Genomic DNA, 26,670 nt, shown 5'->3' with positions numbered 1-26,670 from the left:
CCTCTTCGTCGCCCTCCTCGTTCCAGCAGCATCATCGCCCGGCGATAGCGCACCGAGCTGGTGCCCCGGCCCACGATCTGCTGCAGCCTCTGCCCTTCCTGATCGGTGAGTCTGGGCACCCGCACAGGCTCGGCCACCACATCCCCCAGGGGGCGAAACGGATGTCACCGCCCATCCAATCGCCAACCCGGCGGACCATGTGGTCACAGCACTAGCCGGGCGGGAGCAATTGTCGATACCTGTGGATCAGCAGGGTCGGGAGAGTTCCCACGCAGGCCTCCCGCTCCTCCAGGCTGTGCCATCAGAGTGGCCGGTCGGCAGCCGAGGTGTGCCGTCGTTGCCGTCATCACCGTCGCTGTGGCGCCCTCCAATCGCAGCTCGCGAGCGCGGAGTCGGGTTGTTCTGCCGCCCTTCCTGCGTCGTGGCCTGCTGGATCACCGTGCCGATGCTGGAGCCGCCCTCACGGCCGGAGCCCCGCCTCTGGAATCCACACGTGTCGCCGAACCCCTCAACTGGTCTGCCAGGTCGTCCAGTTGGGCCACGGTATGTTCCTCCCGTCGCAGCAGACCAGGTGAGGTGGGGGTTTCGGAGCCAGTGAGATCAGCCCGGGAGGGGGATGAACAGCAGGATGCCGTGGGCGGTGGCGGCGGTGTAGCAGGCAGTGCCGGGGAAGGTAGCGGTGTAGAAGGGGGTGGCGATGGCGAAGACGGGGACGACGGCGTTGTGGATGGTGGCGGTGCCGTTGGCGTCGGTGACGGCGGTGCCGAGGTTGACCGGGCCGAAGATCGTGGTGGCGGTGAAGGTCACGGGCTGACCGGCCACCGGCATCCCCGAGGTGGTCGTCAGAGTGGCGCTGAGGGTGGGGATGTAGAACTCGGGCAGCGGGGTCAGCCGGAGCCGGATCGTGCCTGGCTGCGCGGTCAGCGTTGTGGGGGTGCGGTTCACGGTGACGGGGGTGCTGGCGGTGGAGCCGGTGAAGCAGCTGTCACCGCCGTAGGCGGCGGTGAGGGTGCCGGTGGTCAGGGCGGTGGTGGTGAAGCAGGCCTGCCCCGAGGCGTTGACGGGGACCATCTGGGTCTGGCCGTTGGGGAGGGTGAAGGTGACCGTGCCGGTCGGCACTGAGGTGGTGGCTGGTGCCGGGGTGATGGTGGCGCACACGGTCACGCTCTGCCCGCAGGTGGAGGGGTTCGGCGTCACCGACAGCGTCGTCGTTGTGGGGTTGGGGCTCACGGTGACGGGGGTGGGGTTGCCGTTCACGGTCGCGGTGAACGTACCGGCGGTGTAGGTGTGGGTGGTCTGCCCGCTCCCGGTGGCGTCCAGGGGGACGGTGACCGTGGGGCTGCTGTCCCCGAAGTTCACCACCGCTGTCCCGTTCGGAGTCCCCCCGGAAATGCTGAACGTCACCGGTTGCCCGCACACCGGCGACGCCGGCGAGGTCGTCACCGTCAACGGCGAAATCACCGTCACGCTGGCCGAATTGGCGTTGGTGACGTAGACATTGCTGTTCTGCGCCGCCGCCACCGAGAACGGGAACGCGCCGACGGGGACGGTTGCCAGGACGGTGTTCGTGGTGCTGCTGATCACCGTCACGTTGTTGGAATTGCTGTTGCCGACGTAGACGTTGCCGGTCGGCGCCACCGCCACCCCGAACGGGCCCCCGCCGGTGGGGACGGTGGCCAGGACCGTGTTCGTGGCGCTGTCGATCACCGTCACGTTGTTCGAAACGGTGTTGGTGACGTAGACGTTGCCGTTGGGCGCGATCGCGATCACCCCCGGAACCGTGCCGGCGGGGACGGTGGCCACGACCGTGTTCGTGGCGCTGTCGATCACCGTCACGTTGTTCGAGGTCTGGTTGGCGATGTAGACGTTGCCGTTCTGCGCCACCGCCGCATAGCCCGGGAAACCACCGGTGGGGAGGGTGGTCAGGACGGTGTTCGTGGCGCTGCTGATCACCGTCACGGTGTTCGCGTTCCGGTTGGCGACGTAGACGTTGCCGTTCGCCGCCACCGCCACCGCGTCCGGGACCGCGCCGACGGGGACGGTGGCCAGGACCGTGTTCGTGGCGCTGCTGATCACCGTCACGTTGTTCGAAGTGCTGTTGGCGACGTAGACGTTGCCGTTCGGCGCCACCGCCAGTGCGAACGGGCCCCCGCCGACGGGGACGGTGGCCAGGACGGTGTTGGTGGCGCTGCTGATCACCGTCACATTGTTCGAGCTCTGGTTGGTGACGTAGACGTTGCCGTTCGGCGCCACCGCAATCATGGCCGGGTTTGAGCCGGCGGGGACGGTGGCCAGGACGGTGTTCGTGGTGCTGCTGATCACCGTGACGTTGTTGGAGTTGGCGTTGCCGACGTAGACGTTGCCGTTCGGCGCCACGGCCACCGCCAGCGGGGTCGTGCCCGCCGGGATCGTCACCGTGGAGAACGCCGCACTGAACGGCGCGGCCACAAGCCCCCGTACAGCGGCCACCTCAGATTCACCGGCCGGTACAACCGGCCGAACCCCGGCCACCGCCGGAGCTCCCCACCAACCTGTAGTCAGATCCATGACAAACCTCTCTCAGCTGAGAGGGCCGCCCGAGAACTCCCATCCGGGGCCCGCGTCGCACGGCGCCGGTATACGCGCGCCGGACCACCGCTTGCACACCGGGACAGAGAGAGGACACACCGACACGTACCACGCACCGGCGCACCGCAGGGGTTGCCCATCTCTCCCCGGAGAGATGGGCAACCCACCGGATAACGGTCACCACCATTAACCCGAAATGGCCAATGAAACACCACCGTCTTGACCCGACTATCACCCGGACAGACCAACACACAGCCCCACCCGGGCACGTCGTTGGAGAGGACGAACTGGCGCGCAATGTGGCCCGGAACGTGGAGCTGAACAGGGGGACGAGGTGAGGCGCGTTGACCGCCCGCCACCGCTGTTGGGCGGACTCGACGAGCTTGAAGACCATGGCCAGGGCTGCGGTGCCACGGGTCCGCAGCCGGACGGTGAAGAGGGTCGACTCGACCGGATTCGTGGTCCGCAAGGGGATCCAGTGCTCGGCCGGGAAGTCGAATACCCCGCAGCGGGAAGGTGCGCCTCCTTCCGGCAGGAGTGATCCACAGGCGTCGACTTCGCTCCGCTGGACCAAGCGCCGCGTCCCGGGGGCCGACAAGTCCCTGACCGCGGCTCCCGCCGAGGCGGGAGCCATGGAGCAGGCCGCCGGCGCCCGGCTCCGCCCACTCCGCGTAACCGGCCAAGCGTCCCGCCGATCGATTTGCCCACGCGACATCCGGCCCGTCGGCCTGGAACGCTCGGCACAGATGACGGCCGTTCGCCGGCTGATCCCCGGTACCGCGGTGATCATCGCCCTGATTCAGCGGCAGCGACGACAACTCAAGGGCATGCCCACTCGAGCCGACGTCGTCCGCGCCCTACCCGCACTCCAGGTCGGCGACCTCCTCGAAGCCCTCTCCGCAGACTGCCACCCCCTTACGGCACGGCGATCGCCGGTAATCGCATCGACTGCCGCGCCACCGAGCAGCGGTCGGAGCCAGGTCGGTGCGTCGCGGTCCTGGCCATGGCGTGCCGGGGGCTCGGCGACCAGGAGCTACGTCGTCCTTTTTCGGCCGCTCAGCGCGGGCGAAGACAGCCAGCGCGAGGGCCTCACCCGACCTCGCCTGCACAGCGTTCGGTCCCCGCGGCCCAGCCTGCGCCCGCCCACATGTGTCTTACGAAGCCGACCGTGATCAGCGAGTGCGCTCAGAGAATCTGCGCGCCGAGACCTCTATGCCTCAGCGTCCTCCCTGCAGGGGACGCGCGGGCTCACCGGCCGTGCCCAGCATGCCTCCTTCTCGTCGTCGCTCGTGACGGGCCGCGTTCACCATCGCGTCTCGACGATCGCGTTTACCGCAGCACTCGCCGGCCCCCATACCTCCAGGCTCGGGCACTGCACCTCAGCGCGGCCCGGTTCATTGCCGGAAGAGGGGCGCAGGCATGGCCCTCATGACCACGACACCGCCGCCGGGTGGCCAGGGGCTCGAATAGCTAGCAGGCTGAAGAAGACGCACGCGGACCCATCCAGATCCTCGTATCAGGCTCTCGGAGCGGAGGTGCCGTATGAGCACGTGGCCGGCCACGGCCCCTGGCCTGCGTCCGCTGGTGACGCTTCCCGGTGTCTATCTTCCGCAGCACGACACACGACTCCTGTTGCGCGCCCTGTATCGCGAAGGTGTGGGCGCCGGCACCGAGCTCCTGGACCTCGGTTCGGGCAGTGGGGCCCTCGCGGTGGGAGCGGCGCGGTGTGGCGCTCTGGTCACTGCCGTCGACATCTCCTGGCAGGCAGTCCTGGCCACAAGGATCAACGCCTGGCTCTCCCGGCAGCGCGTCACCGTGCGTCGCGGCGATCTGACCGCAGCTGTCGGCGGCCGTTCCTTCGACGTGCTCGTCAGCAATCCGCCTTACGTCCCGGCACCCGGCAATCAGACGCCCCGGGGGCCGGCTCGCGCCTGGGACGCGGGACGCGACGGGCGGCTGCTCGTCGACCGGATCTGCGACGCCGCGCCGCGCGCGCTCCGCCCTGGTGGCGTCCTGCTCATGGTCCATTCCGGACTGTGCGGCACCGAGGACACCTTGGAACGCCTGACATCCGCGGGACTGCGGGCTACGGTCAGCGACCGCGCGGTCATACCGTTCGGTCCGATTCTGCGTTCCCGGCTGGCCTGGCTGCGGTGCCAGGGCCTGCTGGACGAGGTCCAGGACACCGAGGAATTGGTGATCATCCGTGCCGAGCAATCCTGAGCGGCCACGCCGCATCACCCTCGTCCGAAACGGCCCGCTCCTGGTGGAGGGGCCGGTGGAAGTGGTCGATGACGACGGTGCAGTAGCCGTCTCCCGGCGCTTCACCGTTGCGATCTGCATGTGCCGGCGCAGCCGCAGCTACCCCTGGTGCGACACCAGCCACCGCAATCGTTCGAAGCTCCCGTCCGACCGCGCCGCCGGCGCCGACTGCCCGGCAGCCGACCGGAGCGCCGAAGGCGACCAGCGATGAAGGCCGACCTTGGAGCCGCCCGGCCCGGCAAGCCGCAGCTTCCGCGACCGCGCGGCCACCTGTCGGACACGGTGATCTCGTGGCTCCGCATCGGGGAGGGGCCCTTGCCGACGCGGGAGGAGGTCCAGCGTGAGGGCCCGTACGGGGCAGATCTCCAGCTCGCCCTCTACGTGCTGTATGAACTGCACTATCAGGGGTTCGACGGCGTGGACGACGACCGTGAATGGGCTCCTGCACCTCTGTCGGTGCGGCGCTACCTGGAGGAAGCGTTCCTCCGGGCCCTGCGGGCTGACGTCCCGGCGCTCGGCGCGCAGGAGGCGTTGGCGGGCCTGCTGATCGAGCCCGCCGACGACAGCAGCAGCGTCAGTCACTACGTGAAACGTGAGGGCCGGCTGTGGCAGCTGAGGGAGTACGCGGCCCTGCGTTCGCTGTACCACCTGAAGGAAGCCGACCCGCACGCCTGGGTCCTCCCTCGTCTGCGGGGCCGCGCCAAGGCCGGGATGGCCGCCATCGAATTCGACGAGTTCGGTGCCGGACGGGCCGAGGACATCCACGCCCAGCTCTTCGCCGACCTCATGGCAGACCTCGCCCTGGAAACTGCGTACGGGCACTACGTAGACGTGGCGCCCGCGGAGACGCTCGCCATCGTCAATCTCATGTCCCTACTGGGACTGCATCGGTCCCTGCGCGGGGCGCTGGTCGGTCACTTCGCCGCGGTCGAGGTGACCTCGTCGCCAGGATCACGACGCCTCGCAGAAGCCATGCGCCGCACCGGTGCAGGCCCCGCTGCGGAGAGGTTCTACGACGAGCATGTCGAAGCCGACGCCGTCCATGAACAGATCGTCCGTAGAGAAGTGATCGACGGTCTGCTGAAGGACGAGCCGGATCTGGAACCCGATGTCGCCTTCGGAATCGGCGCCACCACACTTCTCGAGGACCGACTTGCCACATATCTCCTTGCCGCCTGGCGCGAGGAGCGCAGCGCACTGCCGGCACCGTTGCCGCACGTCCGCACCCGCAAGCCCGCACGGAGCGTGACCTGAAAGCTGCGTCCTCATCGGCAGAGCCTGGCGAAAGGACGACAGGAGGGTGTGATGGACGAGAGTACGGAAAGGTTCTGGGGTCCGGCGGAGACCACGGCCTTTCAGGAGTGTCCGCCCGCCGTGGCAGCGGCGCGCGAGTCCTTGGCCTCGACCGGCGTCCACCTCATGCCCGCAGCCACCGTGAGGGCACACTTCGGCTCCGGAGAGGAGGAGTGGGCGCGCTTCGCCTCGCATTGGGAGGACCTTTCCCAGGACCGGTATGCCGCCGAACGCGGCACCTGCCGGCTGCGCCGTTACGGACAGTTCTCGCTCACCCCCGCCACCGGAGAGATGGCCCAGTTGCCGGACACCCCTTTCATGCAGCCGGATCGCAGCAACCCGCTCTACGTGGACGTCGACCGGCACTTCGAACCGCTGACCGACGCCTTTGTGGCAGACCCACTGCTGCGCTCGGTGGTGTCGCTTCTCGGCCACGTCGCGGGCGCCCTGGACTCCGGCGCATGCTGGATCGCGAAGGTGCATCCGTTCCGGGTCCTCGCCACAGTCGACGACGAAGGGCAGCCGACTCCGGAGGGCCGGCACCGCGACGGAGTGACGCTGGTCTCTTCATTGCTGGTCGGCCGCAACAATGCGACCGGGGGCCGGAGCACCGTCTTCGCTCCGGACGGGCCCGAACTGCTCGCGACCACTCTGGACGAACCCGCGAGCCTGCTCCTGTCAGACGATCGCCACACATTGCACGGCGTGTCACCCATCCGTCCGCTGGATCCGTCCCGGCCCGCGCACCGGGACGTGCTGGTCACCACGCTCACGCCGGCCTGACGGTGACGCCTCCCGATGGCCGCCCTCCCAGTGGCTCTCCTCGTCGAACGTCAGCCGCGCGAGATCATCCACCACGTCCGCCAGGTGTGCACGACGGCGCCACGAGATCCGCTGACGCTGAGCTCCGCAGCCCCGCTCGGCAAGGCGGCGCAGGAAGGCGACGGCCCGGTCGAGATCCCCGTGCTCCTCCAGCGCGGGTCGGACATGCTCGACGAGCCGGGCGGCCTGCACGGAGCAGGGCAGGATCCGGCCCGTCAGCGCATCGACCCCCTTGCCGGACCACCCGTCGCGCGCGGCTCGCCAGTAGGCGGCACGCACCAGTTCGCCACAGGTTTCGGGGCCGGTGTGGCCGCGCTGCACCAGCGCGCCGGCCGTCACCACGAGGGCCCGGATCAGGACCGCTAGGCCGACGGTGTCCGCCGCCTCCGCCGGGACATCCATGACCCGGATCTCCAGGGTGGGGAACTGGGGATTGGGTCGTACGTCCCAGAAGGGGATGGCGGCATCCAGCATCGCCTCGGATTCCTGGAGGGCGGCGGTAAGCCGCTCGTAGTGGTCCAGGGAATCGACGTACGGCGGGGGCCCCAGGGCTGGGAAGCGGCCTCTGATAACGGTGCGCCAGCTGGCATACCCCATGTCCCGCCCGTCGAGGAAAGGCGAGTTGGCGCTCATCGCCACGAGCAGCGGCAGCCACGGCCGAAGGTGATTGCCGACTAGCACCGCCGTCTCTCGGTCGGGCATGTGCACGTGGATGTGTGCGGCGCAGATGGTGAATCCGTCGAGCAAGGTCCCGAACTGGTCCAGGCCGGCCCGGTAGCGCGGGTGGTCCCCGACGACTGCCGGGCCCTGGCGCCCCATGACCGGAGTACCGGAAGCACAGACACCGAGCCCTTCGGCCCGCGCGGCTGCTGCGGCGGCCCCTCGTACAGCGACCAGCTCGTCGTACAGGGCGGCGCCCTCCCGGCGGGGCGGCGTTTTCACCTCGACCTGACACTCATCGAATTCCCCCGAAACGAGGTCACCCACCGCCGCCCGGGCGCGCGCCACCACCCGGCTGCCCAGCGATGACACCGCCCGGCTGCCTGGATCGATGAGAAAGAACTCTTCCTCCACGCCCAGCAACGGAGCCGGGGCATGGCCCGTCGGCCCCGCTCCGGGGCACGGCCCGCTGGTCATCCTCCCTCCGGCCCCTGCCGGCTCTCTGCCACTGTTCCGGGCAGACGGCCACGGGAAGGACCGGCAAAAGGCCCGGTCGAGCAGCCCCTCCGACCCGCGCTCTCGCCCGGCGCGGCCCTGGATCCCGCCGAACAGGCGGTGGCACCGGAACTCTCGATGACATTCACCGTCATGGTGCCTCCTCGCTCCGGTTTCTCCTGTCTACGCCGTACCCGGCCAGGGCGCGACTCCAGGAGCCAGGGGCGGCAAGCGACAAACTCGCCAAACCCTGGACATGCGTGGAGAACCGCTCCCCACACGGTGCTGGCCGAGAAGCCGGGAGATCTGATCCAGGGTGCCGGACCGTCGTTGCCGATGACTACGCCGGGGCGTCAGTGGGGACACCTGCGGCATGGAGGGCGTCCTCGGCGCCGGCCCAGCCGCCGAGTTCCTTGCCGTGGCGGTAGGTCTCGGACAGCATCAGCCGGACCCGGGGGTCGGTCTCGGTCCGGTCCGCCGCCGCGGGATCACCGGCCTTGGCGTCACGGGCGGCAAAGGCGTCCTTGCCGGTCCGGGGGCCCCGGCGAGCACGAGGGCGTCGAACTCGATGGAGCGGGCGGTGGCGAAGGTGCGCTGCACCGTGATCGGATCGCCGCCCGCGTCCAACTTGCCGCCGGCCGGTGCGATGACCAGGGGGACCATGTCGGCGTCGAGCACGGTCTGCTGCAGCGCGCGCACCAGTTTCCTCACCGCCTCATTGGTGCGTACCTGGAAAGGCTTGATCGCCGCCTCTAGGGCCCGGCGGTCAGATTCGTTCCAGACATTGCCGGGGACACCCGGGTGCCTGTCGACAAGCGGAGTCACCGTCTGCAAGAACGCCTTCGCGGCGTCCACGGCTTCACTCGCCAGCGCATGCGCACGCGAGGTGCCCTGGTGCCCATGGGTAACAAGGCGTGCCCGATCCGCAGCAAGTACCTCGCGCCACCGCTTGACGCTCGCAAGCAGAGCCTCACGGTTCATGTCGTTTACCACCCACTCAGTGCCCAACTGGCGGCTCGTCCAGTACGACACGATGTTGGTGATCGCCTGGCGGGCGTCTCTCACCTCCTGCCTCGCTCTTGCTCCCTGAAGCGACGGTCCTGCCTCTGCTCTTGCTCCTCGAAGCGACGGTCCTGCTTCCGCTCTTGCTCGTCGGAGCGACGGTCCTGGCGACGTTTGTCCAATAGGCCGACACCGAATACCAGCGCACTCATCCCGATGCCCACCCATCCGGGCGCGTCCGACAAGACAGACTCCTTCCCAGCCGTTGCTCTAGGCCACTTCCTTCGGCATCAGAGTCATCGCCTGGTGAAGGGCTCTGGACCGCCAGGGGCCGACATCATCACCCGAACGCCCCGAAATCGGGATCCGCCTAGGGCCTGCCTGCCGGGTCGAGGGTGTTCAGGGTTTCTGCTTGATGAGGTGTCAGATGCCGCGTTCGATCATGTCGATGACGTGCTGGCCGGCGTCGTGAGCCTGGGTGGGGTGGAGCCCACGGAGGGGGCCGTCGATGAGGAGGGCGGCCAGGCCGTGGACGGCCGACCAGGCGAGGAACTCGGCACCGGGGCGGCGGTCTTCGGGCAGGAGTTCAGCCTCCACGAGGCCGTCGAGGGCGGCGCCGAGGAGTTCGAAGGGGGTCTTGCCGGCGGTGCCTGCGGCAGTGTCGGCGGCGGCGTGGGTCATGTCGTCGGGGACGTGGAAGGCCGTGCGGAACAGGCCGGGTTCCTCCTGAGCGAAGCGCAGGTAGCCGGTGCCGACGGCACGGAAGCGGGCACGGGCGGCAGCCGTCGTCCCCGATGTCGGCGGCAAGGTGGCTTGCTCGGCCTCCATGGTGCGGGCGAGGTGGGCCATGGCGGCCTGGGAGACGGCGTGGAGCAGTGCGTTGCGGTCGGTGAAATGCCGGTAGGCGGCGTTGGGGGCGACTCCGGCCTGCCGGGTGGCGGCGCGTAGCACGACGGCTGCCGGCCCGCCCTGGCGGGCGAGTTCGAGGCCGGCCTCGATCAGTGCGTTGCGGAGGTCGCCGTGGCGGTAGGTGTCCCGCTTCGGCTTCTTGCTCTCGGCTGCTGTCATGGCCGCTGCCTCCAATGTGGACAGCATCCACTTAGGTCGTCTAGGCTCCTGCGTGATCACTCGGGGGTGCGGATCGCCACACCCGCCGAATGTGGACATCGTACACAATGAGTGGCCGTCGACCCGCCGGACGCTCTTTCATCAGGGGGATCCGCTTCTCATGGGCAAGATCACGCATTTTGTGCACCAGTCGCTGGACGGTTTCATCGAGGGCCCGAACGGCGAGTTCGACTGGCCCCGCATGGACGGCGAGCTGTCCGCCTACTCGCAGGCCCTCACCGGCAGCACCGACATCTTCCTGTACGGCCGTGTGGTGTGGGACATGATGTCCGGTTACTGGCCCCGCGCCGAGGAGTTCTCCACAAACGAGCACGACCTCGCGTTCGCGCCCGTCTGGCGCAAGGCACCGAAGGTGGTCGTCTCCTCGACGCTGGCCGAGGCCGACTGGAACACCCGCGTCATCAACACCAACGTCATCGAGGAGCTCACCACCCTCAAGGACAGCGGCGCCCACCTACTGCTGTTCGGCGGCTCCACGCTGGCCGGCTTCCTCACCGAACACCAGCTGATCGACGAATACCAGATCTTCGTCCACCCCGTCGTGCTCGGCGGCGGCAAGCCCGTCTTCACCACCCCGCAGCAGCGGTTCGACCTGACCCTGACCGAGACCAGGACCTTCGACTCCCAGGTCGTTCTCCTCCGTCACGAACGGGCCAACTAGGCCGTTCCGCTCAAGCCCGCCCCGTGGGGCGGGCAATGACCGATGAGTTTCTCCGTGGTCAGCAGTCAGAGATCGCGGTGGTGCACCGCAGCAACGAGTGTGATCGAAGCATGCACCGACTGAACCTTCTTGCACCCAGGCACGAGAAACCGAGGAACCTCAAGATGCGTACCCTGATCAGCACCGCCTTCATCTCGCTCGACGGCGTCGTGGAGGCCCCGGGCGGCGAGCCCGGATACCGGAACTCCGGGTGGACCTTCAAGGACATCGAGTTCCTCCCCGAAGCGTTCGACATCAAGGGCCGGGAGCAGAAGGACGCCACGGCGATGCTGCTGGGCCGAACCAGCTACGAGGCGTTCAGCCCGGTGTGGCCGGACATGGAGGACTTCGCCGACTACAAGGTCATGCCGAAGTACGTCGTCTCCACCACTCTCACCGAGGACGACCTGGTGACGAACTGGGGCGAGACCGCGATCCTGCGCTCGCTGGACGAGGTCGCCGCACTGAAGGAGACCGAGGGCGGCCCGATCATCGTCCACGGCAGCGCCACCCTGAACCAGGGCCTTTCGGACGCCGGCCTGATCGACCGGTACCACCTGCTGGTCTTCCCGCTCCTGCTCGGCGCGGGCAAGCGCCTGTTCAGCACCACGGACAAGGACACCCAGAAGCTGAAGCTGGTCGAGCACGAGGTCTACGCCAACGGCCTGCAGAAAAACGTCTTCGACGTCGTCCGCTGACAAAGCTCCCGCACCCGAAGTACGCCACCGGCAGCACACGGACAGAAGGACAGAACCCCGACATGACCGCTGCAGCGAAAGGCCCCGCCAGCTACTTCCCCTCCATCGAGAAGAAGTACGGCCGCCCGATCACGGAATGGAAGGATCTCATCCGCTCCTCCCCCCTGACCAAGCACATGGAGCTCGTCAGCTGGCTGAAGACTGAACACGGCCTGGGCCACGGCCACGCCAACGCCCTGGTCGCCCACACCCTCGCCGAAGACGCCGGTATGTGAGCCCCTCCCAGGGCCGCGGCGGCCATGGGCGGAGCCGGAGCCGGATCGCCGCGACGGTGAGCGTGCCGTGAAAGACGCACGCCCGCTTCTCGTATCTGGTGGCCAACGCCCGGAACACCTTGAGCGCCAAGACCATGCGTTCAACTTCGTTCCTGCGACGGTAGGTTCGCTGGTCAAAGCCACAGGGTCGGCCGCCCGCGCTTGGGCGGGTGCGGCTTCCGCCGAACCCTCTCATCGTCTCGTAGATCACTCCGCCTCACATCGCCCAGAACGATCCATTCGTCCCGGCCGTCACTGACCATCAGACAGGACGTAGGTGGCCGCCCCCTGGCTGAGCGACAGCCCGACCCCGCACAGCGGTTCACCGGTCCGCGGCAGGCGCTGGAGATGCCCCGGGCTACGGCAGGACTGATCGCACCGACTCCGGTGACCGGCCCAGCACCGCTGTGCCGTCGTCGGCGGTGATGATCGGCCGCTGAATCAGCGAGGGGTGGGCGGCCAGCGCCTCGATCCACCGGGTACGGTCTCCCGCTTCGCGCGGCCACTCCGCGAGACCGAGTTCCGCTGCGGCCGGTTCGCCGATGCGTGTGAGGTCCCATGGCTCCAGCGCCAGACGCTGGAGGACCGCGTCGATCTCCTCCACAGTCGGCGGCTCTTCCAGGTAGTACCGCACCACGTACTGCGCTTCTTCCCCGTCAAGCAGCGACAGCGCGGACTGGCATTTCGAGCAGGCGGGGTTGATCCAGATTTCCATGAGGTCGGTCTTTCGGTTCGTTCGAGTGAAGCAGCGCCCCGCAGGGCCGTGTCAGGTGAGCCCGGCCAGGGCAAGGAATTCGCTGCGTGATCGGGCGTCGCTGCGCAGCGTGCCCAGGAGGGTGGAGGTGAGGGTGCTGGAGCCGGTGGCCTGGACGCCGCGCAGGGTCATGCAGGTGTGTTCGGCTTCGATGACGACGCCCACGCCCTTGGGCTCCAGTTGGGTCTGCAGCCAGTCGGCGACCTGTTTGGTGAGGCGCTCTTGGACCTGAGGACGGCAGGCGAAGTGCTCGACCACACGGGCCAGTTTCGACAACCCCAGGATCCGCCGGCCGGGCAGGTAGCCGACGTGGGCGGTGCCTACGAACGGCAGCAGATGGTGCTCGCACACCGAGCGCACCGGAATGCTGCGGGCCAGGACGAGCTCGTCGTAACCCTCGTCGTTGGGGAAGGTGGTCAGCTCGAACGGGCGGGGGCTGAACAGCTCGGCGTAGGCCCGGGCCATACGGCCGGGGGTCCCGCGCAGACTCTCGGACTCGGTGGAGATCCCGAGGGCCTCCAGGAACTGCCCCGCGGCACGTTCGGCCGCGGCCAGGTCGATGCCGTCGACTTCATGGACGACGCGCAGCGCGGCCGGGGCGGGTATCGGTATCTCCGGATCGCCGGGCGTCAGCTGCACGGCGGTGGAAGGGCGGTGGGTCATCTCAGCTGCCACCGATGCCCAGGGCCGTCAGCAGGACCAGCACGACGGTGATGACGGCGAAGAGCCCGTGCCCGGCAACCACCGGTACGGGGAAGTACCGCTCGGCGGGCTCGGACGGCGCCCCCGCGGCGGCGGGGGCGGCGGAACGGGCCCGGTAGACGGGAATCCAACGCGCCAGCATCGCGAAGCCGAGCAGGGCGACGGGCACGAGCAGGCCGAAGGCGGTCCAGGCCAGTACGTCCTTGTCGGCAATCAGGTAGACGATCCAGACGACCAGGCCGGCCGCGGCCAGCGCAAAGTGCCCGAAGACGACCGGGACGGGCAGCCGGCTTCTTCCACCCCGGGCTCCGCCTCGTGAGAGCCAGGTACCCAGCATGTAGAAGCCGCCGAGAGCGGTGATCACCCAAGCGATCAGTGCGGCGATGTCCATGAGGACTCCTTGTTGTGTCGTTGGTGGGCCAAGCGGCCACGGCTGCGCGCGACCGCGTGGACAGAAGTGGTCAGCCGGTCGGCCGGTCCGGACGGCTGTGAGCGGGGGCGAAGCCCTCGGCCCGGGTGATCTCGTCCGCGACGCGCACCCCGTAGCGGTAGGCGAGCTTCCCGCCCAGATAGCCCGCGACGCCCAGGACGACCAGGCTCACGGCGTTCAGCGCGAGCACCCCGCCCCCGACGCTGCCCGTCGGCCCCACGCCTGCATGCCGCCACAGGAAGTTCCCGGCATACGCCGCCGTCACCAGCAGGTTCAGCGTCATGTGCATGAGACCGACACGGAACGCCCGGGTCCCGGGCGGGATCGCGAACAGGTCCAGGAAACCGACCATCGCCGCGGCCAGAGCGCCGATCACCCCGAGCGCGATCAACCACATCGCGCCCTGGGCCAGAAAGGCCGGATCGTGCACGAGGTGCGAAGCGATGTCGAAGACCAGGCTGCCCACCCACGCGCCGATCGGGACGGTCACCAAGATCGGATGGAACGGGTGCCCGTACGGTCCGGCCAAGGCGGCGCTCACCGGCCGCTTGGCACGCTCAGCCAGCGGATCAGCCAACGGATCAGCCATGCCGACCACCTCCAGTTTCACCAATCAATCTTGGTCTTATTCCGGAGGGGCGTCAAGCGACCCGGTTCCGCCCCGCAACTCGTGAAGATTCGCTGGTTTCACCTGCCGATATGCGCGTTATTGTGGAGACGTGGCCTCCGACATGACTCCGCAGACTCCCGCACGTGACGCCGACATCGAGTCCGTCAGCGTCCTCAATGAGGACTCCCGGCGGCAGATGTTCGCGTTCATCCGGCGGGAGCGCCGTCCCGTGACCCGGGACGAGGCAGCCGCCAGCGTGGGCATCTCGCGCAAGCTCGCCGCGTTCCACCTCGACAAGCTCGTGGACGCCGGCCTGCTGCGTGCCCGGTACGCCTCACCAGGCGGGATCCGGAAGGTCGGCCGCCAGCCCAAGGTCTACGAACCCACCGACAACGAAATCCGCGTAAGCATCCCCGACCGCCGCCACGAGCTGCTGGCCGGTCTCCTCCTGGAGGCCGTCCTGACCGAGGACGACGGGGAAACCGCAGCCCATGCCGCTGTGCGAACGGCCGGCCGACGCGGCCGGGAACTCGGCGAGGCCGAGCGGGAGCAAGCACGCCCCGGCCGGCTCGGCGCAGAACGCGGACTGAACGTCTGCGAGCGGATGCTCGACCAGCACGGCTTCGAGCCGGTCCGAGAAACGCCCACCCAGCTCCGGCTGCGCAACTGCCCCTTCCACCCCCTGGCGGCCAAGGCCCCCGACCTGGTGTGCGGCATGAACCACGCCTTCATCGCCGGCTACCTCCAGGGCCTCGAGGTCAGGGGCGTGGAAGCTGCACTGGCGCCCCGCCCGGGGGAATGCTGCGTCGAGCTCGGCCCCACCAGGGAGTAATGCACGAGCAACACCATGCAGTCCGCCACCTCATCAGACCTGGTCATCTGCGACCGTCTTCGCTGGCGTACTCGGATCCTCCGGGCTCTCCGACGTGTTGTCGATCACCCCTGATTGATGCCCAGAGCCGTGCTCAACGACCTTTGATGCAGGCAGTTCAGGGCGAGCTGTAGCAGGTGCAGGGCACTCCCTGCCTTGCGAGCGAACGCACCGGACGCCGCGAGCCCCGCCCTACGGGCGAACGACGGGACTTTGCGGACACCCACCAGGGCCCTTCTTGGCGTCGGCCGGTGCCACCGTCTCCGCGTCGGAGTCTGCGCATCGGATAAGGAGAGCGAGGGCGTGGGCGAAGACGAGGGAGCCATGCCACTCCGGTCGGCTCGGAGCAAGTGATCACGGCTCCGGACTCCTCATCTCTGACCCACTTCGCAAACTGACCACCAGGTAGGTCTGGAGCGCCGCAGGCGTAACCCCGCTACCGAAGGCGCCGCCGCGTACCTCGCCGTCCGCCGGCCTCACCACCGAAACCGACTACCCGAGAGGACCCAACACCCGATGTCCATATGGCCTTCCATCGTTGCCGTGCTCGGTACCCTCGCCGGCGCCCTGACCGCCGGACTCCTCCAGCACCGCTCGGCACGTACCGCACGCGCCGAAGAGCGCGCCGACAGCCACCGCCAAGACCAGCTCGGCGCCGTCACCGACTTCGCTGCCGCCCTGGACGCGCACCGCTCGGCGATGTTCCATCGGGAGCGTCTGGCCCTCACCGAGGCAAGCACCGAGCACCAGCTGGAAGCCCAGACGAGGTCCCACGACACCCGGGCGGCAATCACCGCACCCCACCTCCGCCTTCAGGTCCTGGTCCCCGAGCTGACCGGCCCCGCACAGCAGGCCGCAGATGCCACGTACGCGCTGCGCAAGGCCACCGACCGCACCGAGCTGGACGCCCGGCGGCATGCGGCCAAGGAAGCATCCGTAGCCTTCATCGCCGCGGCTGCCACGCTGCTGAGCCCCAACAACCGCTGACTGAGGGCGACCACTGCCGGCGTCCTGGCCGTCCGGTCGTGCCGCTCCCCTACGGCCTACAACACTCGTGCGCCCGGGCAGTCGGGGCTGAGGAACGCGCCGATTTTCAGGCTATCGAGCACTGGTTCGCCTTCCACGCCGCAACCATCGCCGAGAAGCGAGACGGTTCTGCGGCTTCACGGATGTGGTGATCCCCTGCTGGTGGCGTCGGGATTCTCTGGACGGGAACGGCTGCGGCCCCGGGCCCGGAGGGACGGGGCCGCAGGCAGATAGCGTCGCCGGAGGGCCTGAAGGGCACTATCCCCCGCAGGGCACGTCGATGTTCACCGCGCGAAAACCGCTATCCAGGGACGTTTCGCTCCAGTAGGGACCATGCTGCACGTACCTGCCCCTGATCTGGTAGGTGCCGGAGCCTGCGCAGCGACTGGGTTCGCCGAAGATCTCTGCGCTCGGCGTGGCGTCGCCCTCGGCCGTGCCTGAGTTCACAACATTGCCGTCGGGCCCCAGAACCGTGAAGGCGAAGTCGATTTTGCACTTGTGCGCATTGCCGGCGTTGTACCAGGCGGCGCCCCAGTAGTACTGACACGCCTCCACCTCCAAGACGGGCCGCACCAACTCGCCGTCCGTGTGCAGACACAGGCGCGCCTCAGAGTAGGTCCAACGGCCCTCGCTGTAGTTGACCATCTTTTCTCCGCACTGAAGCGACGGCTCCGCGCGTGCCGTGGATGTCGGCGCCACGGCGGAGGCGCTGGCCGTGGAACCGGCCGTGAGGGCCACTGCCATGGCAATCGCAGCCATAAGAGCCTTGATCGGACGACGCGTCATAGCGCTCCTCGGGTCAGAGTGTGCCCGACGAAAGACGGGCTTCCAGACACTGTCCACGACAGCTCAACTCACCCATGAACAACCAACGTTCACCCTTTCGGCGACAGTGAGCTTTTTCCACTCTCACCTCAGCGCGCAAGCGGAGAATGCTCACCGTCGAGTTGGGCGAGGTTGCGTTCATGCGGCCTAGGGGATTACGGGGCGTCGTAGTGCGGCCTTTGGAGCAGCAGAGTTCTCGAGGTTCCGAGGAAAACCGCTGGGCTGCCCGGCTTGATCCAGCCATGATCTACTCATGGATACCTATCTGGAGACCGAACGTCTGGTCCTGCGGCGCTTCACTGCCGATGACGCCGACCTCCTGATCGAGCTGGACAGCGACCCGGCGGTAATGCGATACCTGACCGGCGGCCAGCCGACCGCGCCGCAGGTCGTCCGAGAGGAATACCTGCCGCGCATCCTTGCCGGCTACGAGCGGTGGGACGGCGCACTCGGGCTCTTCGCCGCGCACGAAAAGGACGGCGGTGCATTCATCGGCTGGTTCCACTCCCGTCCACAACCAAAGGGCCCGGTGGACGAAGCCGAACTCGGCTACCGACTGCGACAGGCGGCATGGGGCAAGGGCTATGCGACCGAGGGCTCGCGAGCCTTGCTGGCGAAGGCATTCACTGAGCTCGGTGTGCGCATGGTCTGGGCCGAGACGATGTCCGTGAACCACGGTTCGCGCAACATCATGGAGAAGCTCGGGATGACGCTCACGGACACCATTCCCACCCCCTCCGACATGAAGATGATCGAGGGTTCCGAGCACGGAGGCGTACGGTACGAGATCACCAAGGAGCAGTGGAAGCAGCAGTAGCTCTGGTTTGCGCGGCATCGAGTCACCAGGCGGTATCCGGGACCCTCCTATGGGCCAGGTCGCCTCGGTCCGCTGCTGGCCGTACGGTGGGCGCGCGATTCATCCCCGGTCTCCCTTCTGGAGTGAGCTCTTCCCACTCTCACGCTGACATGAGAGGAAGGGCGAGGACGGCCTTCACGATGCCTGTGACCCGGTTGGTGCTGCAGCGCACTTCCGTAGTAAGCGCCAGCCCTTGAGCGTGGCCATGGCCTGCTCGCCGACGCACCGGATCTTGGCGTGGGTGGTGTTGTGGCGACGCTGCCACCGCTTGAGGTGGGGTCCCTTGAACGGAACGCGGACAGGGCGGCCGGCGCCCTGGTATGCCTTGTCAGTCCAGCACTTGAGATCGGCCGGGCGAGTGCGTCGACGATGCCGTGCTCGCGGACCGCCGTCGTCATCACCGCGAAGTCGGCCGGGCGCAAGGTCTTCGGCCTCGCCACCGCAGGCGTCCGTCTCGCTTGACCTCTTGCGCGTCAGTCCGGCAGCCAGTGCAGCTCGTGCGCCAGGGTTTTGGCGACGGCACGGATGCGGCGGTGTAGCGGCGACTGCTCGCGTGGGAGGACCAGGTGGATCGTCAGACTGGGCGCGCCTCGCAGCGGTCGCCAGGTGAGACCGGCCGGTTGTGCCGTGACCGCGGCTTCTCCGGCCGGGGCGAGGGTGACCCCGTCGCGCAGGTCGCGCTGAGACATGTCGAAAGAGACTGCGGGTGTGTGGAATCGGGGGTGTGGTCGGGTGTCTCGGAACAGTGCGGACAGCTGATCGTGGATCACGGGGTTGGCCGCACGGTCCGGGAGTCGCAGCGGATACGCGGCCGCGTCGGCGATCTCGATCTCCGGGTGTTCGGCCAGCGGATGGTGCTGCGCCAGCTGGACCCCGATGCGCGCACGCCGCAGCAGGAACCGGCGCACGCCACGGCCCGGCTGTTCACCGCGGGTGATCCCGGCATCGATGCGGCCGTCGGCAACCGCGGGGGAGATCTCCGGTGTCGCCATCGGGACCGCACGGACCTCGAGTCCGCTGTTGCCGCGAATCAGCCTGTCCACCAGGGCCGGTGCCGTCTCGGCCCCGACGCTGAGGCTGTATCCGATGCGCAGCGTGCCCAGTTCACCGGCCGCCGCGCTCCGGGCGGTGTCCCATGCCCGGTCCAGCGCCGCCAGCGCGGGCGGCGCGGACTCCGCCAAAGCCGCACCGGCCGTGGTCAATACGACGCTACGCGTGTTGCGGACCAGCAGGGCCGTACCGAGTTCCGCCTCCAATCGGCGCATCCGGGCGCTGAGTGCGGGCTGCGCGATACCGATCCGTGCGGCCGCGCGGGTGAAGTTCAACTCCTGCGCCAGCACCAGGAAGTACCGCAGGCTCACCGTATCCGGCGCCACGTGCCCTCCCTGCCGATTGATAACGATTCGTTCTGAGTCTATCCCGTATTGATCTTTCCCTCGACCCCACGTCAAGCCCTAACCTGCGCATATGACGGTTCGACTGACCGCGGTACCCGTCGCCGGGATCGATCGATCTGAGTGTCAATTCGAAGTCGGACGTGTCCGGCCGAATACAGGAGGTTTCCATGGCTAAGGGCTACTGGGTCAGTGTCTACCCCGCCATTTCCGACCCTGAGGCGCTGACTGCCTACGACAAGCTGGCCGGTCCGGCTGTCCAGGCTGGGGGCGGGCGCACCCTGTCCCGGATCCCGTCCCGTGGCGGTCGAGTCGTCGCCCACGAGGCCGGAATCACGCAACGCGTCGTTCTGATCGAGTTCGACAGCTTTGAACAGGCCGTCGCGGCATACGAGAGCGAGGCATACCAGAAGGCGCTGGTGGCCCTCCCCGACGGCGTCGAGCGTGACTTCCGCATCATCGAAGGCATCGACTGACCGGCGGGCGCAGCCATCGCTGAGCATCCGTCACCTGATACGCACACGGTGCTGAACGACGACTCACGAGACGAGTTCGAAGCGATGCCCCGCGTCCCAGTTCCTCGTCGACGTCCTCGAAACGGCCTGATCCCTGGGGTTGAGCCGGTAGGCCCGCATGTTGAGGAGTCGCATATTCCTCTGGGATGGCGGAAGTCTTGTCACCGTGTGTGGTCGCCAGGGGCGTATCGGCTCCAGGTGCCGCCGGCTTCGGTGACCAGGCGGGTGGCCGTTTTGTCGTGGTAGCCGAGGGCCTTGGCGATGACGGGGGCTGGGGCTCGGAGGACGAGGTGTCGGATAGCGGAGGTGCGGGCGCGTTGATTGGGGATGCCGAGGTCGCGGAGGGCGTCGCGCAGGGTGGAGGTGTTCACCGGCTGGCCCGGGCGGCGGCCGGGGAAGAGCCAGTGGGCGGAGAGGTTCACCGCTGGTGTGTGGGCCGGGAGTGAGCGGAGGTAGTCCCGAACGAGATCGGCGACGGGCTCAGGTAGAGGCGAGGGCGGGGCTCCGAGCCGGAGGTGGACCTGCTGGCCGTCGTCCAGGATGTCGTCGGTCGTGAGGCAGACGATGCGGGTGAGGGGCTGGGCGAACAGCAGGACGAGAGCGGCGGCGGCCCGGCTTCTCAGCGGGGCGGCGTCGTGGTCGAGGACACGCCGCAGGGCGGTCAACCGCTGGTGCCGGCCCATGGGTTGTGGGTTGGTCGTCGCACGGTAGGGGATCGTCAGCCGGGGCATGCGGCGTGTGTCCATGCGCCAGCGCAAGAAGGGTTGTGCCGCGCGGCGGGTGGCGTAGTTCTCGGTGTGCCAGGCGTCGAGATCAGCTTGGGTTGTCGCCGCCAGAGTGCTGCCTCGGCAGGTGAGCCAGGTGAGGAAGGCACCAGCCTGGGTGGTCTGCTGCCGGTGCTAACGCTCAGCGGGCCGACGTCGGCATTGGCCCGCAGCTTGCGGAGCTGGTGCCAGTGGGCGAAGTGCCGCAGGAGCTGCTCGTGTTCGGGATTGGTGGTCGCCGCGAGGCGTTCGGCCAGCCAGCGTTGGAAGAGCAGGATCCGGCGGTCCTGCCGGGGCAGGACGCCGCATTCCATGAGCAGGTCGCGCGGGTAGGCGGCGGTCCGCCAGTTCGGCACCTGCTGGATCGCCTCGTGGGTGAGGGCGATGTTGCCGGTGGCGAGGTCCCTCAGCAGCGCGGGGACCTGCGGGTTGTTCAGCCAGACGAGGCGGCCCTTGGGCCGGTCATTCCGACCAGCAGGTCGTGCAGCGGAAGCAGGCGCGGGTTGGGGCGGCCGGTGCCGTCCTCCAAAATGTTGGTGAGCCTGTCAGTCACCCCTCGTCGGTGAGCCGGACCCGTGTCGGCCGACGGGCAGCGAGGTTGATCGGTGCGTCCTGTCCGGCGGTGCGGCGCAGGCGGACGTTCTCGGCGCTGGTCGGGATCAGGTCGCTGGCTGTGCAGTCGAGGAGGTCGCAGAGCGCGGCGAGCACCGGCAGGGACAGCCGCTCGGGGGTGCCGGAGACGAGGCGGTGGACCTGGGAGGCGGACAGGGTGATCCCGGGTTCGGCCAGGTGCGGCATGAGCTCGGGGACGGTGAACGTGCCGCGGGCGGCCATCAGCTCGCGCAGGCGCCACCGGTAGGTGATCTGGCGGGACATCACGAAGTCCTTCCCGGCCGCATCGCGGCCTCAACGGTGGCGTCCAGGGCCCGGCGAAGGGTGCGGGTTCGGAAGTCGGAGGAGACGCACGTGTAGATCGCGGTGGTGGATGCGTACTCGTGGCCGACCTGCTGCTGGACGAACAGCGGATCGTAGCCGTCTTCGATCAGGTGGGTGATGTACGGCCTGCGCAGCGAGTGGAACTCCAGCGCCGGGTCCAGGCCGAGCGCGTCACGGTAGGCGGCGAAGCGGGAGTCCAGCCGCCGGAGCCCGACCCGCAGCCCCCGCTCGGAGGGCCACAGCGCGGGCCCGTGGGCGTGCCGCATCCCGGGACGCACCTCGGTGACCCACTCCTCGATGACGACCGGCGTCCACTGCCAGACGGTCAGCACGCTGCGGCGCTTGGGCGGCGAGCCGAAGCTGAACGTCGACAAGCTTGGCGCGCTCGGCGAGCCGAAGTCCCTGAACCCCGGCTGCGAGGCCCTGACCCGGGCCCGGCTCGTGCACGTCGATCAGTACTACCTGCGTGCCGACACCATCGCCGCGGCGAACGCCGCGCTGATCGCCGCCCAGGCCGAGGTGCCCATCGTGAAGTTCTGGGGCGACGGGCTGCTCGCCTCGGTGGACGGGCTGCGCTTCATCGTCCCCGTCCGCACCGTCAGCGCGGCGCCGTCGCCGAAGTACTTCGGGTTCAAGCGCGGCATCACCTGGCTCAACGCCGTCAACGACCAGGCCGCGGGCATCGGGCAGATGGTCGTGCCTGGCACTCCGCGCGACTCCCTGCACATCCTGGACGCGCTGCTGAACCTGGACGACGGCGTGAAGCCGGAGATGGTGGCCACCGACAACGCCTCGTACTCCGACATGGTGTTCGGCCTGTTCAAGATCCTCGGCTACAACTTCAGCCCCAGGTTCCACGACTTGGACGACCAGCGGTTCTGGCGGGCCACGATGCCCGGCGTCGAGACGGGCAGCTACGGCGCGGTGGAGGACCTGGCCCGCAACCGGGTGAACCTGAACAAGGTGATCACGCACTGGCCGGACATGCTGAAGGTCGCCGGTTCCCTGGTCACCAACCAGGTCCGCGCCTACGACCTGCTGCGCATGTTCGGACGCGACGGCCGCCCGACCGAACACCTGCTGCGCGTGGTCGACCCGGTCGACGACACCTACCGGCGGCAGATGAACCGGCAGCTCACCGTGCAGGAGTCCCGCCACAAGCTGGCCCGGGACGTGTGCCACGGCAAGCGCGGCACCATCCATCAGGCATACCGGGACGGGATGGAGGACCAGCTCCGCGCGCTCGGCCTGGTCCTCAACGCCATCGTGCTGTGGACCACGAAGTACATCGACGCCGCCGTCGCCCAGCTTCACGCCGAAGGCCACGAGACCCGAGACGAGGACATCGCCCGCCTGTCGCCGCTCAAGCACCGCAACCTGAACCTGCTCGGCCGCTACAGCTTCACCGCCTCCACCCCGGCCGCCGGCGCCCTGCGCCCGCTGCGCGACCCGGACGCCCCAGAACTGGACGAAGACGACGACGGGCAGGACTGAGTATCAGGAGCCGATCGCATCAATCCGTGACGGGCAGGCACTCGGCGAGCAGGGCGACGATGTCACGCCAGGCTCGCTGTGCGTGCCGTGGGTGGTAGCCGACGCCGGGGCGCACGGTGTGGTCGACCGGTGGGTGGTGGAAGGCGTGAAGGGCTCCTCCGTAGACCACGAGGCGCCAGTCGACGCCCGCGGCCTGCATCTCTGCGGTGAACGCCTCCCGTTGCGCGGGCGGCATGATCGGGTCTTCCGACCCGACCCCGGCCCATACCGGGCAGCGAATGCGTGCCGCCTCGCCCGGTCGGCCCGTGGTCAGTGCGTTGACTGTCCCAATCGCGCGCAGGTCGACGCCATCGCGACCGAGTTCCAGTGCGACTGCGCCCCCGGTGCCGTAGCCGACGGCGGCGGTCCGGTCGGGGTCGGCCCGTGATTCGGCACGCAACACGTTGAGCGCGGCGTGACCGATTCCTCGCATGCGGTCGGGATCGGCGAGCAGCGGCATGCAACGGGCCAACATTTCCTCTGGGTCTTCCAAATAGCGTCCGCCGTGGAGGTCGAAGGCCAGCGCCACGTACCCCAGCTCGGCCAGAGCCTCGGCCCGCCGGCGCTCGACATCGCTGAGCCCCGTCCCCTCGGGTCCGATCAGGACCGCGGGCCGGCGCTCGGCACCGGCCGGGAGCGCGAGGTATCCGATCATCGTCAGGTTGTCGGCCGGGTATTCGACCGTACGGGTTGTTACCGTCGTCATGCGACTGGACGGTAATGACCGTTGCGCCCGCTCGGGGTGGTGTTCACCGATGGCAGACAGCAGCCTGTCCCGACTACATCACCCGGACGCGTCGTCCGCCTGTCGTCAAACGATCCAATGACGAATGGGGCGGCGTGCGTCCAATGAACCCAGTGATTCGGGGGTCTGACGACGGCTCCGATCCAATGAGATCCGATGGAGATTGGCGACAGGGTTAGATGACACCCGAGGTCCGATGCGCCGACAGGAGCGGGGAACAGCGTGGCCAATCTCGTCTACAAGCGGGTGTCGACCGACCAGCAGTCGACTTGTACGTCGGTGACCGTGTCGCCCCGCGAGGACGGGGCGGCGTCCGCCCTTTCCCGCCGCCGCACACCGTGCCGACCGCGATGACGCCCGGACACGGCGGATTCACGGCCCGGCCAGCCTCGATCCACGGGTCACCGGCGTCCGCAACTCCCCGTCGCCGTCAGGACAAGGGCTCCCTTGTAGGGGGCGAGTTCCGATGCCCTGTTTTGGCCGGAGATCTCCAACGCTGCGAGAGCCGCGTGCCATTCACCCGACCTGAGGGCAATCGTTTCCGGCTTGACCCGGCCCAACTTCCAGCCTCGTTGCTGCAGCCGTCGAGCGGCCAGCTGGGCATCCCGCATCGTGAGGACCCGGCCGGACAGGCGCCTCGCCGACACCATGCAGGCGCCGGGAGCCAGCCGGGGGTTCAAGTCTGTGTAGGTCCCGAGATCCTGGCCGGCGACACGCAGATCGGCGGTGACCTCGGCGCGTGTCTTGTCAGGGCCTGGAGACGGTGACGCCGTGGCGCGCTGCGGCGAAGGCTTCGCGGGCGTGGTGGTTGGTGTGCTCGGCGAGCACCCGGATAACGCCACGACAGCCACCGCACAAGCAACTGCCAAAAAACTCAGCCGTCTCATCAGCCCCCCAGGGAACGCGGTGTCTTGCACCGCACCAACAACCGGACTGAAGTGTGCCACCGTCTCTGGTCGCAGATGTACTGTCTCAGGGGATCGCACAGGGCAACGACACCCTGCTTCGGCGTTCTGGCGACCAGACGTCGAAGACGGATACTCGCCCGACCCGGACACCCCGATCTGCGGGTTCTCGCCGCTCTTGAGCGAAACTGGCGACCTCGCGTAATCGGGAGTCTCGCATTCCTCAGCCGTTGAGTGCTCCTGGTGACCGTGAGTGGTCGCCAGTTTCACACCCCAGGCAGTCGTTCCTCGGCAACCGACGGATGCGAGCGTGAAGCGCCCTCAATCGGAGGAATGCCGAAAGCAAGGCACCGAACGGGGATCCAATTGGCTGGCTTGCCCAGCCGATTCGACCCGAGGATGTCCCCATGCATCGTGCCCTTACAGCGGTTGCCTTGTGCGCCGGGACCGTTGCTCTCACGCTCGGAAGCGCGGGATTCGCCAACGCGGACGCTTGGATCTTCCCGCGACAGTGCCTGGACGGGGGCGGGCAGGTTAGACAGATCGAGCCCGGGCTAGGCACCTGCGTCGGCGGGACGTACGACGGCACCGAGGTGCGAGAGCGAGCCTGAGCCCATTCGATTCCACTGTGATCGCATCGCCCCGCCGAAGTGTTCGGCGGGGCGGCATCACTATGCTCCTGGCGACCGTGAGTGGTCGCCAGGAGCATAGTGACGCCCGGTTAACGGCGCCTGGGCCAACTGCGGTTGAGCACCGCCCAGTGCGTACAGATGCGCGCACGCCAGCTGCGCGCCCTCTACGAACAACGATCGCCGGAGTGCACTGATCCGACCGTCCGCCCGAGGCCCGGAAAAGCACATCGGCCGCACGGCGCGATCGAGCGGGCACATCCGGAGGCTTGTCCACGCGAGTTCCGCTCCGGCAGCCCGCGTCCAGCCACTCGCCGGCCGCGTCAACACGTGCTCACGTGCGCGGGGTTGGCCCCGGGTGTCCGGATCGGGCTCCTCGTGGTCCTGCTCCCCGCTCGGGCGGAGATGGGCCGCCGTGGCGTGTCGTCCTCGAGAGCCCGACCGGGTGCTCTCCACGCAGGCAGAAGTGAGCCGCGGATGTTCAGCGGGGCGCTAAACGACCTCACGTGCTCTCCCGGCTGAACGGCACGCGCCACTGGCTTCCGGCACCCTCGGCTGCCCCACCCTATGCGGATACGCCTCCCGGCCGCCTCGATCAATTCCTCATGGGTGTCACTCACGTCACTCGTCATCCCGCCGCCCACCAGAACCCCGGTACGGCAGCAGGGCCCGTCCCGCGCGTCGCGGTCCGGGCCCTGCCCCGTGCGGTGCCGCCTTGCGGCGGCGGTGCGTCAGCTCTGTGCGGTGGCGTCGCCTGTCTGCCCGGCGCCCTCAGCTGCGCCTGCCTTCTCGCGCATCTTGCGCACCAGCTCCACCTTCCGGTCGGCGGCACCCTGGCGGTCGAGGTTGCGGTGCGGGCCGTTGTTCTGTCGTTCGGCGCGGGACAGCCTCTTGCGCTGGCCGCCGCCCATGCCCACGGGGTTGTTGATGTTCTTGCTCACGGTCACGGGTCCTCCCGGTAATGATGTGAAGTGATCTACGGATTCATCGGTGGGGGACGGGCGGCGACGTCGAAGGACGTCAGCAGGGGCCCGTCACGCTCTCACTCGTAAATCGGCGTCTGGAAGAACATGACAAGGACATTACCCGGTTCCGCCGGCCCCGCACACAACCTTTTCGCCGGACCGGCGCCGGATGGCCTTCGGCGAGCGCCCGGGGTCAGCCGTTTCCTTCCGGGAATCTCAGCACCGCCCCGCCGTCACGGGACAACCTTTAGCCCACCGCGCTAGAAGC

26 protein-coding genes and 5 pseudogenes are annotated in these 26,670 nt (G+C 68.4%); 12 read left to right on the top strand and 19 right to left on the bottom strand.

Going from position 1 to position 26,670, the window contains the following annotated elements:
* Positions 1-2 precede the first annotated feature (2 nt).
* The 3 genes and pseudogenes from TU31_RS40445 to TU31_RS37980 all read right to left on the bottom strand — a co-directional run.
* Positions 3-137, bottom strand: a pseudogene (locus TU31_RS40445) (IS630 family transposase); the annotation flags it as partial.
* Between the two features lie 463 nt (positions 138-600).
* Positions 601-2,469 (bottom strand): virginiamycin B lyase family protein, encoded by a 1,869-nt coding sequence (locus tag TU31_RS12970; RefSeq protein ID WP_042153546.1) that lies wholly within the window; start codon positions 2,467-2,469, stop codon positions 601-603.
* Positions 2,470-2,890: 421 nt separating this feature from the next.
* Positions 2,891-3,067: pseudogene (locus TU31_RS37980) on the bottom strand (IS256 family transposase); the annotation flags it as partial.
* Positions 3,068-4,110: 1,043 nt separating this feature from the next.
* On the opposite strand from TU31_RS37980, the gene TU31_RS12965 reads away from it, so the two are divergent.
* The 4 genes from TU31_RS12965 to TU31_RS12950 all read left to right on the top strand — a co-directional run bounded on the left by TU31_RS12965 (position 4,111) and on the right by TU31_RS12950 (position 6,906).
* On the top strand, positions 4,111-4,791 hold the full coding sequence (locus TU31_RS12965) for a HemK2/MTQ2 family protein methyltransferase (protein WP_042153544.1): 681 nt from the start codon (positions 4,111-4,113) through the stop codon (positions 4,789-4,791).
* The gene (locus TU31_RS12960; protein WP_042153543.1) at positions 4,775-5,041 is read left to right on the top strand and encodes a CDGSH iron-sulfur domain-containing protein; all 267 of its coding nucleotides are present in this window, start codon (positions 4,775-4,777) and stop codon (positions 5,039-5,041) included. Before TU31_RS12965 ends, TU31_RS12960 begins: the two co-directional genes overlap by 17 nt.
* Positions 5,038-6,084 carry an iron-containing redox enzyme family protein gene (locus TU31_RS12955; protein ID WP_042153540.1) on the top strand — a complete coding sequence of 349 codons (1,047 nt, stop codon included), beginning with the start codon at positions 5,038-5,040 and terminating at the stop codon, positions 6,082-6,084. Before TU31_RS12960 ends, TU31_RS12955 begins: the two co-directional genes overlap by 4 nt.
* Before the next feature lie 120 nt (positions 6,085-6,204).
* Entirely contained in the window at positions 6,205-6,906 is a 702-nt protein-coding gene (locus TU31_RS12950; protein WP_042153940.1) for a 2OG-Fe dioxygenase family protein, read from the top strand.
* Here TU31_RS12950 and TU31_RS12945 read toward each other — a convergent pair.
* The 3 genes from TU31_RS12945 to TU31_RS12930 all read right to left on the bottom strand — a co-directional run bounded on the left by TU31_RS12945 (position 6,832) and on the right by TU31_RS12930 (position 10,170).
* A complete protein-coding gene (locus tag TU31_RS12945) occupies positions 6,832-8,082 on the bottom strand; it encodes a carboxylate-amine ligase (protein ID WP_078885737.1) in 1,251 nt (416 codons plus the stop codon). The two genes, TU31_RS12950 and TU31_RS12945, sit on opposite strands and share 75 nt — an antisense overlap.
* A gap of 459 nt (positions 8,083-8,541) precedes the next feature.
* On the bottom strand, positions 8,542-9,165 hold the full coding sequence (locus TU31_RS40590) for a type 1 glutamine amidotransferase family protein (RefSeq protein WP_042153539.1): 624 nt from the start codon (positions 9,163-9,165) through the stop codon (positions 8,542-8,544).
* Between the two features lie 360 nt (positions 9,166-9,525).
* On the bottom strand, positions 9,526-10,170 hold the full coding sequence (locus tag TU31_RS12930; RefSeq protein WP_042153535.1) for a TetR/AcrR family transcriptional regulator: 645 nt from the start codon (positions 10,168-10,170) through the stop codon (positions 9,526-9,528).
* Positions 10,171-10,330: 160 nt separating this feature from the next.
* Here TU31_RS12930 and TU31_RS12925 point away from each other — a divergent pair, with 160 nt between their 5' ends.
* From TU31_RS12925 to TU31_RS12915, 3 genes are all read left to right on the top strand, one after another.
* Entirely contained in the window at positions 10,331-10,891 is a 561-nt protein-coding gene (locus TU31_RS12925; RefSeq protein ID WP_042153533.1) for a dihydrofolate reductase family protein, read from the top strand.
* A 164-nt stretch (positions 10,892-11,055) separates the two neighbouring features.
* Positions 11,056-11,628, top strand: coding sequence for a dihydrofolate reductase family protein (locus TU31_RS12920; protein WP_042153531.1), 573 nt, complete (start codon positions 11,056-11,058; stop codon positions 11,626-11,628).
* A 62-nt stretch (positions 11,629-11,690) separates the two neighbouring features.
* A complete protein-coding gene (locus tag TU31_RS12915; protein WP_042153527.1) occupies positions 11,691-11,903 on the top strand; it encodes a DUF4287 domain-containing protein in 213 nt (70 codons plus the stop codon).
* 25 nt (positions 11,904-11,928) lie between these two features.
* Here TU31_RS12915 and TU31_RS36775 read toward each other — a convergent pair.
* The 5 genes and pseudogenes from TU31_RS36775 to TU31_RS12895 all read right to left on the bottom strand — a co-directional run.
* Positions 11,929-12,117: pseudogene (locus tag TU31_RS36775) on the bottom strand (IS5/IS1182 family transposase); the annotation flags it as partial.
* 183 nt (positions 12,118-12,300) lie between these two features.
* Positions 12,301-12,657: an ArsC/Spx/MgsR family protein gene (locus TU31_RS12910; RefSeq protein WP_042153524.1), complete on the bottom strand. Its 357-nt coding sequence runs from the start codon at positions 12,655-12,657 to the stop codon at positions 12,301-12,303.
* A gap of 51 nt (positions 12,658-12,708) precedes the next feature.
* Complete coding sequence (folE, locus tag TU31_RS12905; RefSeq protein ID WP_181018589.1) at positions 12,709-13,359, bottom strand: GTP cyclohydrolase I FolE; 651 nt, start codon at positions 13,357-13,359, stop codon at positions 12,709-12,711.
* 1 nt (position 13,360) lies between these two features.
* A complete protein-coding gene (locus TU31_RS12900) occupies positions 13,361-13,789 on the bottom strand; it encodes a hypothetical protein (RefSeq protein WP_042153522.1) in 429 nt (142 codons plus the stop codon).
* A gap of 70 nt (positions 13,790-13,859) precedes the next feature.
* Complete coding sequence (locus tag TU31_RS12895; protein ID WP_042153935.1) at positions 13,860-14,417, bottom strand: DUF2231 domain-containing protein; 558 nt, start codon at positions 14,415-14,417, stop codon at positions 13,860-13,862.
* 130 nt (positions 14,418-14,547) lie between these two features.
* On the opposite strand from TU31_RS12895, the gene TU31_RS12890 reads away from it, so the two are divergent.
* Both TU31_RS12890 and kilB read left to right on the top strand, forming a co-directional pair.
* On the top strand, positions 14,548-15,270 hold the full coding sequence (locus tag TU31_RS12890) for a helix-turn-helix transcriptional regulator (RefSeq protein WP_245698519.1): 723 nt from the start codon (positions 14,548-14,550) through the stop codon (positions 15,268-15,270).
* A 555-nt stretch (positions 15,271-15,825) separates the two neighbouring features.
* Positions 15,826-16,296: a plasmid transfer protein KilB gene (gene kilB / locus TU31_RS12885; protein ID WP_042153521.1), complete on the top strand. Its 471-nt coding sequence runs from the start codon at positions 15,826-15,828 to the stop codon at positions 16,294-16,296.
* A gap of 297 nt (positions 16,297-16,593) precedes the next feature.
* Here the strand turns inward: kilB and TU31_RS12880 are convergent, their stop codons facing one another.
* Entirely contained in the window at positions 16,594-17,121 is a 528-nt protein-coding gene (locus TU31_RS12880; protein WP_158894417.1) for a hypothetical protein, read from the bottom strand.
* 292 nt (positions 17,122-17,413) lie between these two features.
* Here TU31_RS12880 and TU31_RS12875 point away from each other — a divergent pair, with 292 nt between their 5' ends.
* Entirely contained in the window at positions 17,414-17,977 is a 564-nt protein-coding gene (locus tag TU31_RS12875) for a GNAT family N-acetyltransferase (protein WP_042153515.1), read from the top strand.
* A gap of 139 nt (positions 17,978-18,116) precedes the next feature.
* Here the strand turns inward: TU31_RS12875 and TU31_RS36770 are convergent.
* Together TU31_RS36770 and TU31_RS12870 are read right to left on the bottom strand one after the other, a co-directional pair.
* Positions 18,117-18,405, bottom strand: a pseudogene (locus tag TU31_RS36770) (transposase family protein); the annotation flags it as partial.
* 84 nt (positions 18,406-18,489) lie between these two features.
* Positions 18,490-19,392 carry a LysR family transcriptional regulator gene (locus TU31_RS12870; RefSeq protein WP_042153512.1) on the bottom strand — a complete coding sequence of 301 codons (903 nt, stop codon included), beginning with the start codon at positions 19,390-19,392 and terminating at the stop codon, positions 18,490-18,492.
* A 188-nt stretch (positions 19,393-19,580) separates the two neighbouring features.
* Here TU31_RS12870 and TU31_RS12865 point away from each other — a divergent pair, with 188 nt between their 5' ends.
* Positions 19,581-19,886, top strand: a complete 306-nt coding sequence (locus tag TU31_RS12865) for a DUF1330 domain-containing protein (protein WP_042153509.1) — start codon at positions 19,581-19,583, stop codon at positions 19,884-19,886.
* Between the two features lie 200 nt (positions 19,887-20,086).
* On the opposite strand, the gene TU31_RS12860 is transcribed toward TU31_RS12865, so the two are convergent.
* The 3 genes from TU31_RS12860 to TU31_RS12845 all read right to left on the bottom strand — a co-directional run bounded on the left by TU31_RS12860 (position 20,087) and on the right by TU31_RS12845 (position 21,999).
* Positions 20,087-20,656 (bottom strand): site-specific integrase, encoded by a 570-nt coding sequence (locus TU31_RS12860; protein ID WP_052718920.1) that lies wholly within the window; start codon positions 20,654-20,656, stop codon positions 20,087-20,089.
* 582 nt (positions 20,657-21,238) lie between these two features.
* Positions 21,239-21,565, bottom strand: coding sequence for a helix-turn-helix domain-containing protein (locus TU31_RS12850; RefSeq protein WP_042153502.1), 327 nt, complete (start codon positions 21,563-21,565; stop codon positions 21,239-21,241).
* Positions 21,565-21,999 (bottom strand): tyrosine-type recombinase/integrase, encoded by a 435-nt coding sequence (locus TU31_RS12845; protein WP_245698518.1) that lies wholly within the window; start codon positions 21,997-21,999, stop codon positions 21,565-21,567. Before TU31_RS12845 ends, TU31_RS12850 begins: the two co-directional genes overlap by 1 nt.
* A 37-nt stretch (positions 22,000-22,036) precedes the next feature.
* On the opposite strand from TU31_RS12845, the pseudogene TU31_RS12840 reads away from it, so the two are divergent.
* Positions 22,037-23,119, top strand: a pseudogene (locus TU31_RS12840) (Tn3 family transposase); the annotation flags it as partial.
* Positions 23,120-23,138: 19 nt separating this feature from the next.
* On the opposite strand, the gene TU31_RS12835 reads toward TU31_RS12840, so the two are convergent.
* A complete protein-coding gene (locus TU31_RS12835; protein ID WP_042153501.1) occupies positions 23,139-23,864 on the bottom strand; it encodes a dienelactone hydrolase family protein in 726 nt (241 codons plus the stop codon).
* Between the two features lie 2,304 nt (positions 23,865-26,168).
* Positions 26,169-26,384, bottom strand: coding sequence for a DUF6243 family protein (locus tag TU31_RS12825; RefSeq protein ID WP_181018588.1), 216 nt, complete (start codon positions 26,382-26,384; stop codon positions 26,169-26,171).
* Positions 26,385-26,670: the final 286 nt, after the last annotated feature.

The sequence above is a fragment of the Streptomyces lydicamycinicus genome (assembly GCF_000829715.2).
Lineage (GTDB): Bacteria > Actinomycetota > Actinomycetes > Streptomycetales > Streptomycetaceae > Streptomyces > Streptomyces lydicamycinicus.
The sequence above is the reverse complement of the archived record's forward strand: the minus strand, read 5'-3'. Positions and strand labels throughout refer to the sequence as shown.

What these genes read in the sequence shown, in the direction of transcription:
- TU31_RS12865 (WP_042153509.1), top strand. Translation starts at nt 19,581, where the DNA reads ATGGCTAAGGGCTACTGGGTCAGTGTCTACCCCGCCATTTCCGACCCT.
- TU31_RS12880 (WP_158894417.1), bottom strand. Translation starts at nt 17,121, where the DNA reads ATGACGCGTCGTCCGATCAAGGCTCTTATGGCTGCGATTGCCATGGCA.
- TU31_RS12925 (WP_042153533.1), top strand. Translation starts at nt 10,331, where the DNA reads ATGGGCAAGATCACGCATTTTGTGCACCAGTCGCTGGACGGTTTCATC.
- TU31_RS12955 (WP_042153540.1), top strand. Translation starts at nt 5,038, where the DNA reads ATGAAGGCCGACCTTGGAGCCGCCCGGCCCGGCAAGCCGCAGCTTCCG.
- TU31_RS12915 (WP_042153527.1), top strand. Translation starts at nt 11,691, where the DNA reads ATGACCGCTGCAGCGAAAGGCCCCGCCAGCTACTTCCCCTCCATCGAG.
- TU31_RS12930 (WP_042153535.1), bottom strand. Translation starts at nt 10,170, where the DNA reads ATGACAGCAGCCGAGAGCAAGAAGCCGAAGCGGGACACCTACCGCCAC.
- TU31_RS12860 (WP_052718920.1), bottom strand. Translation starts at nt 20,656, where the DNA reads ATGCCCCGGCTGACGATCCCCTACCGTGCGACGACCAACCCACAACCC.
- TU31_RS12900 (WP_042153522.1), bottom strand. Translation starts at nt 13,789, where the DNA reads ATGGACATCGCCGCACTGATCGCTTGGGTGATCACCGCTCTCGGCGGC.
- TU31_RS12850 (WP_042153502.1), bottom strand. Translation starts at nt 21,565, where the DNA reads ATGTCCCGCCAGATCACCTACCGGTGGCGCCTGCGCGAGCTGATGGCC.
- TU31_RS12945 (WP_078885737.1), bottom strand. Translation starts at nt 8,082, where the DNA reads ATGACCAGCGGGCCGTGCCCCGGAGCGGGGCCGACGGGCCATGCCCCG.
- kilB (WP_042153521.1), top strand. Translation starts at nt 15,826, where the DNA reads ATGTCCATATGGCCTTCCATCGTTGCCGTGCTCGGTACCCTCGCCGGC.
- TU31_RS12920 (WP_042153531.1), top strand. Translation starts at nt 11,056, where the DNA reads ATGCGTACCCTGATCAGCACCGCCTTCATCTCGCTCGACGGCGTCGTG.
- TU31_RS12835 (WP_042153501.1), bottom strand. Translation starts at nt 23,864, where the DNA reads ATGACGACGGTAACAACCCGTACGGTCGAATACCCGGCCGACAACCTG.
- TU31_RS12895 (WP_042153935.1), bottom strand. Translation starts at nt 14,417, where the DNA reads ATGGCTGATCCGTTGGCTGATCCGCTGGCTGAGCGTGCCAAGCGGCCG.
- TU31_RS12965 (WP_042153544.1), top strand. Translation starts at nt 4,111, where the DNA reads ATGAGCACGTGGCCGGCCACGGCCCCTGGCCTGCGTCCGCTGGTGACG.
- TU31_RS12910 (WP_042153524.1), bottom strand. Translation starts at nt 12,657, where the DNA reads ATGGAAATCTGGATCAACCCCGCCTGCTCGAAATGCCAGTCCGCGCTG.
- folE (WP_181018589.1), bottom strand. Translation starts at nt 13,359, where the DNA reads ATGACCCACCGCCCTTCCACCGCCGTGCAGCTGACGCCCGGCGATCCG.
- TU31_RS12875 (WP_042153515.1), top strand. Translation starts at nt 17,414, where the DNA reads ATGGATACCTATCTGGAGACCGAACGTCTGGTCCTGCGGCGCTTCACT.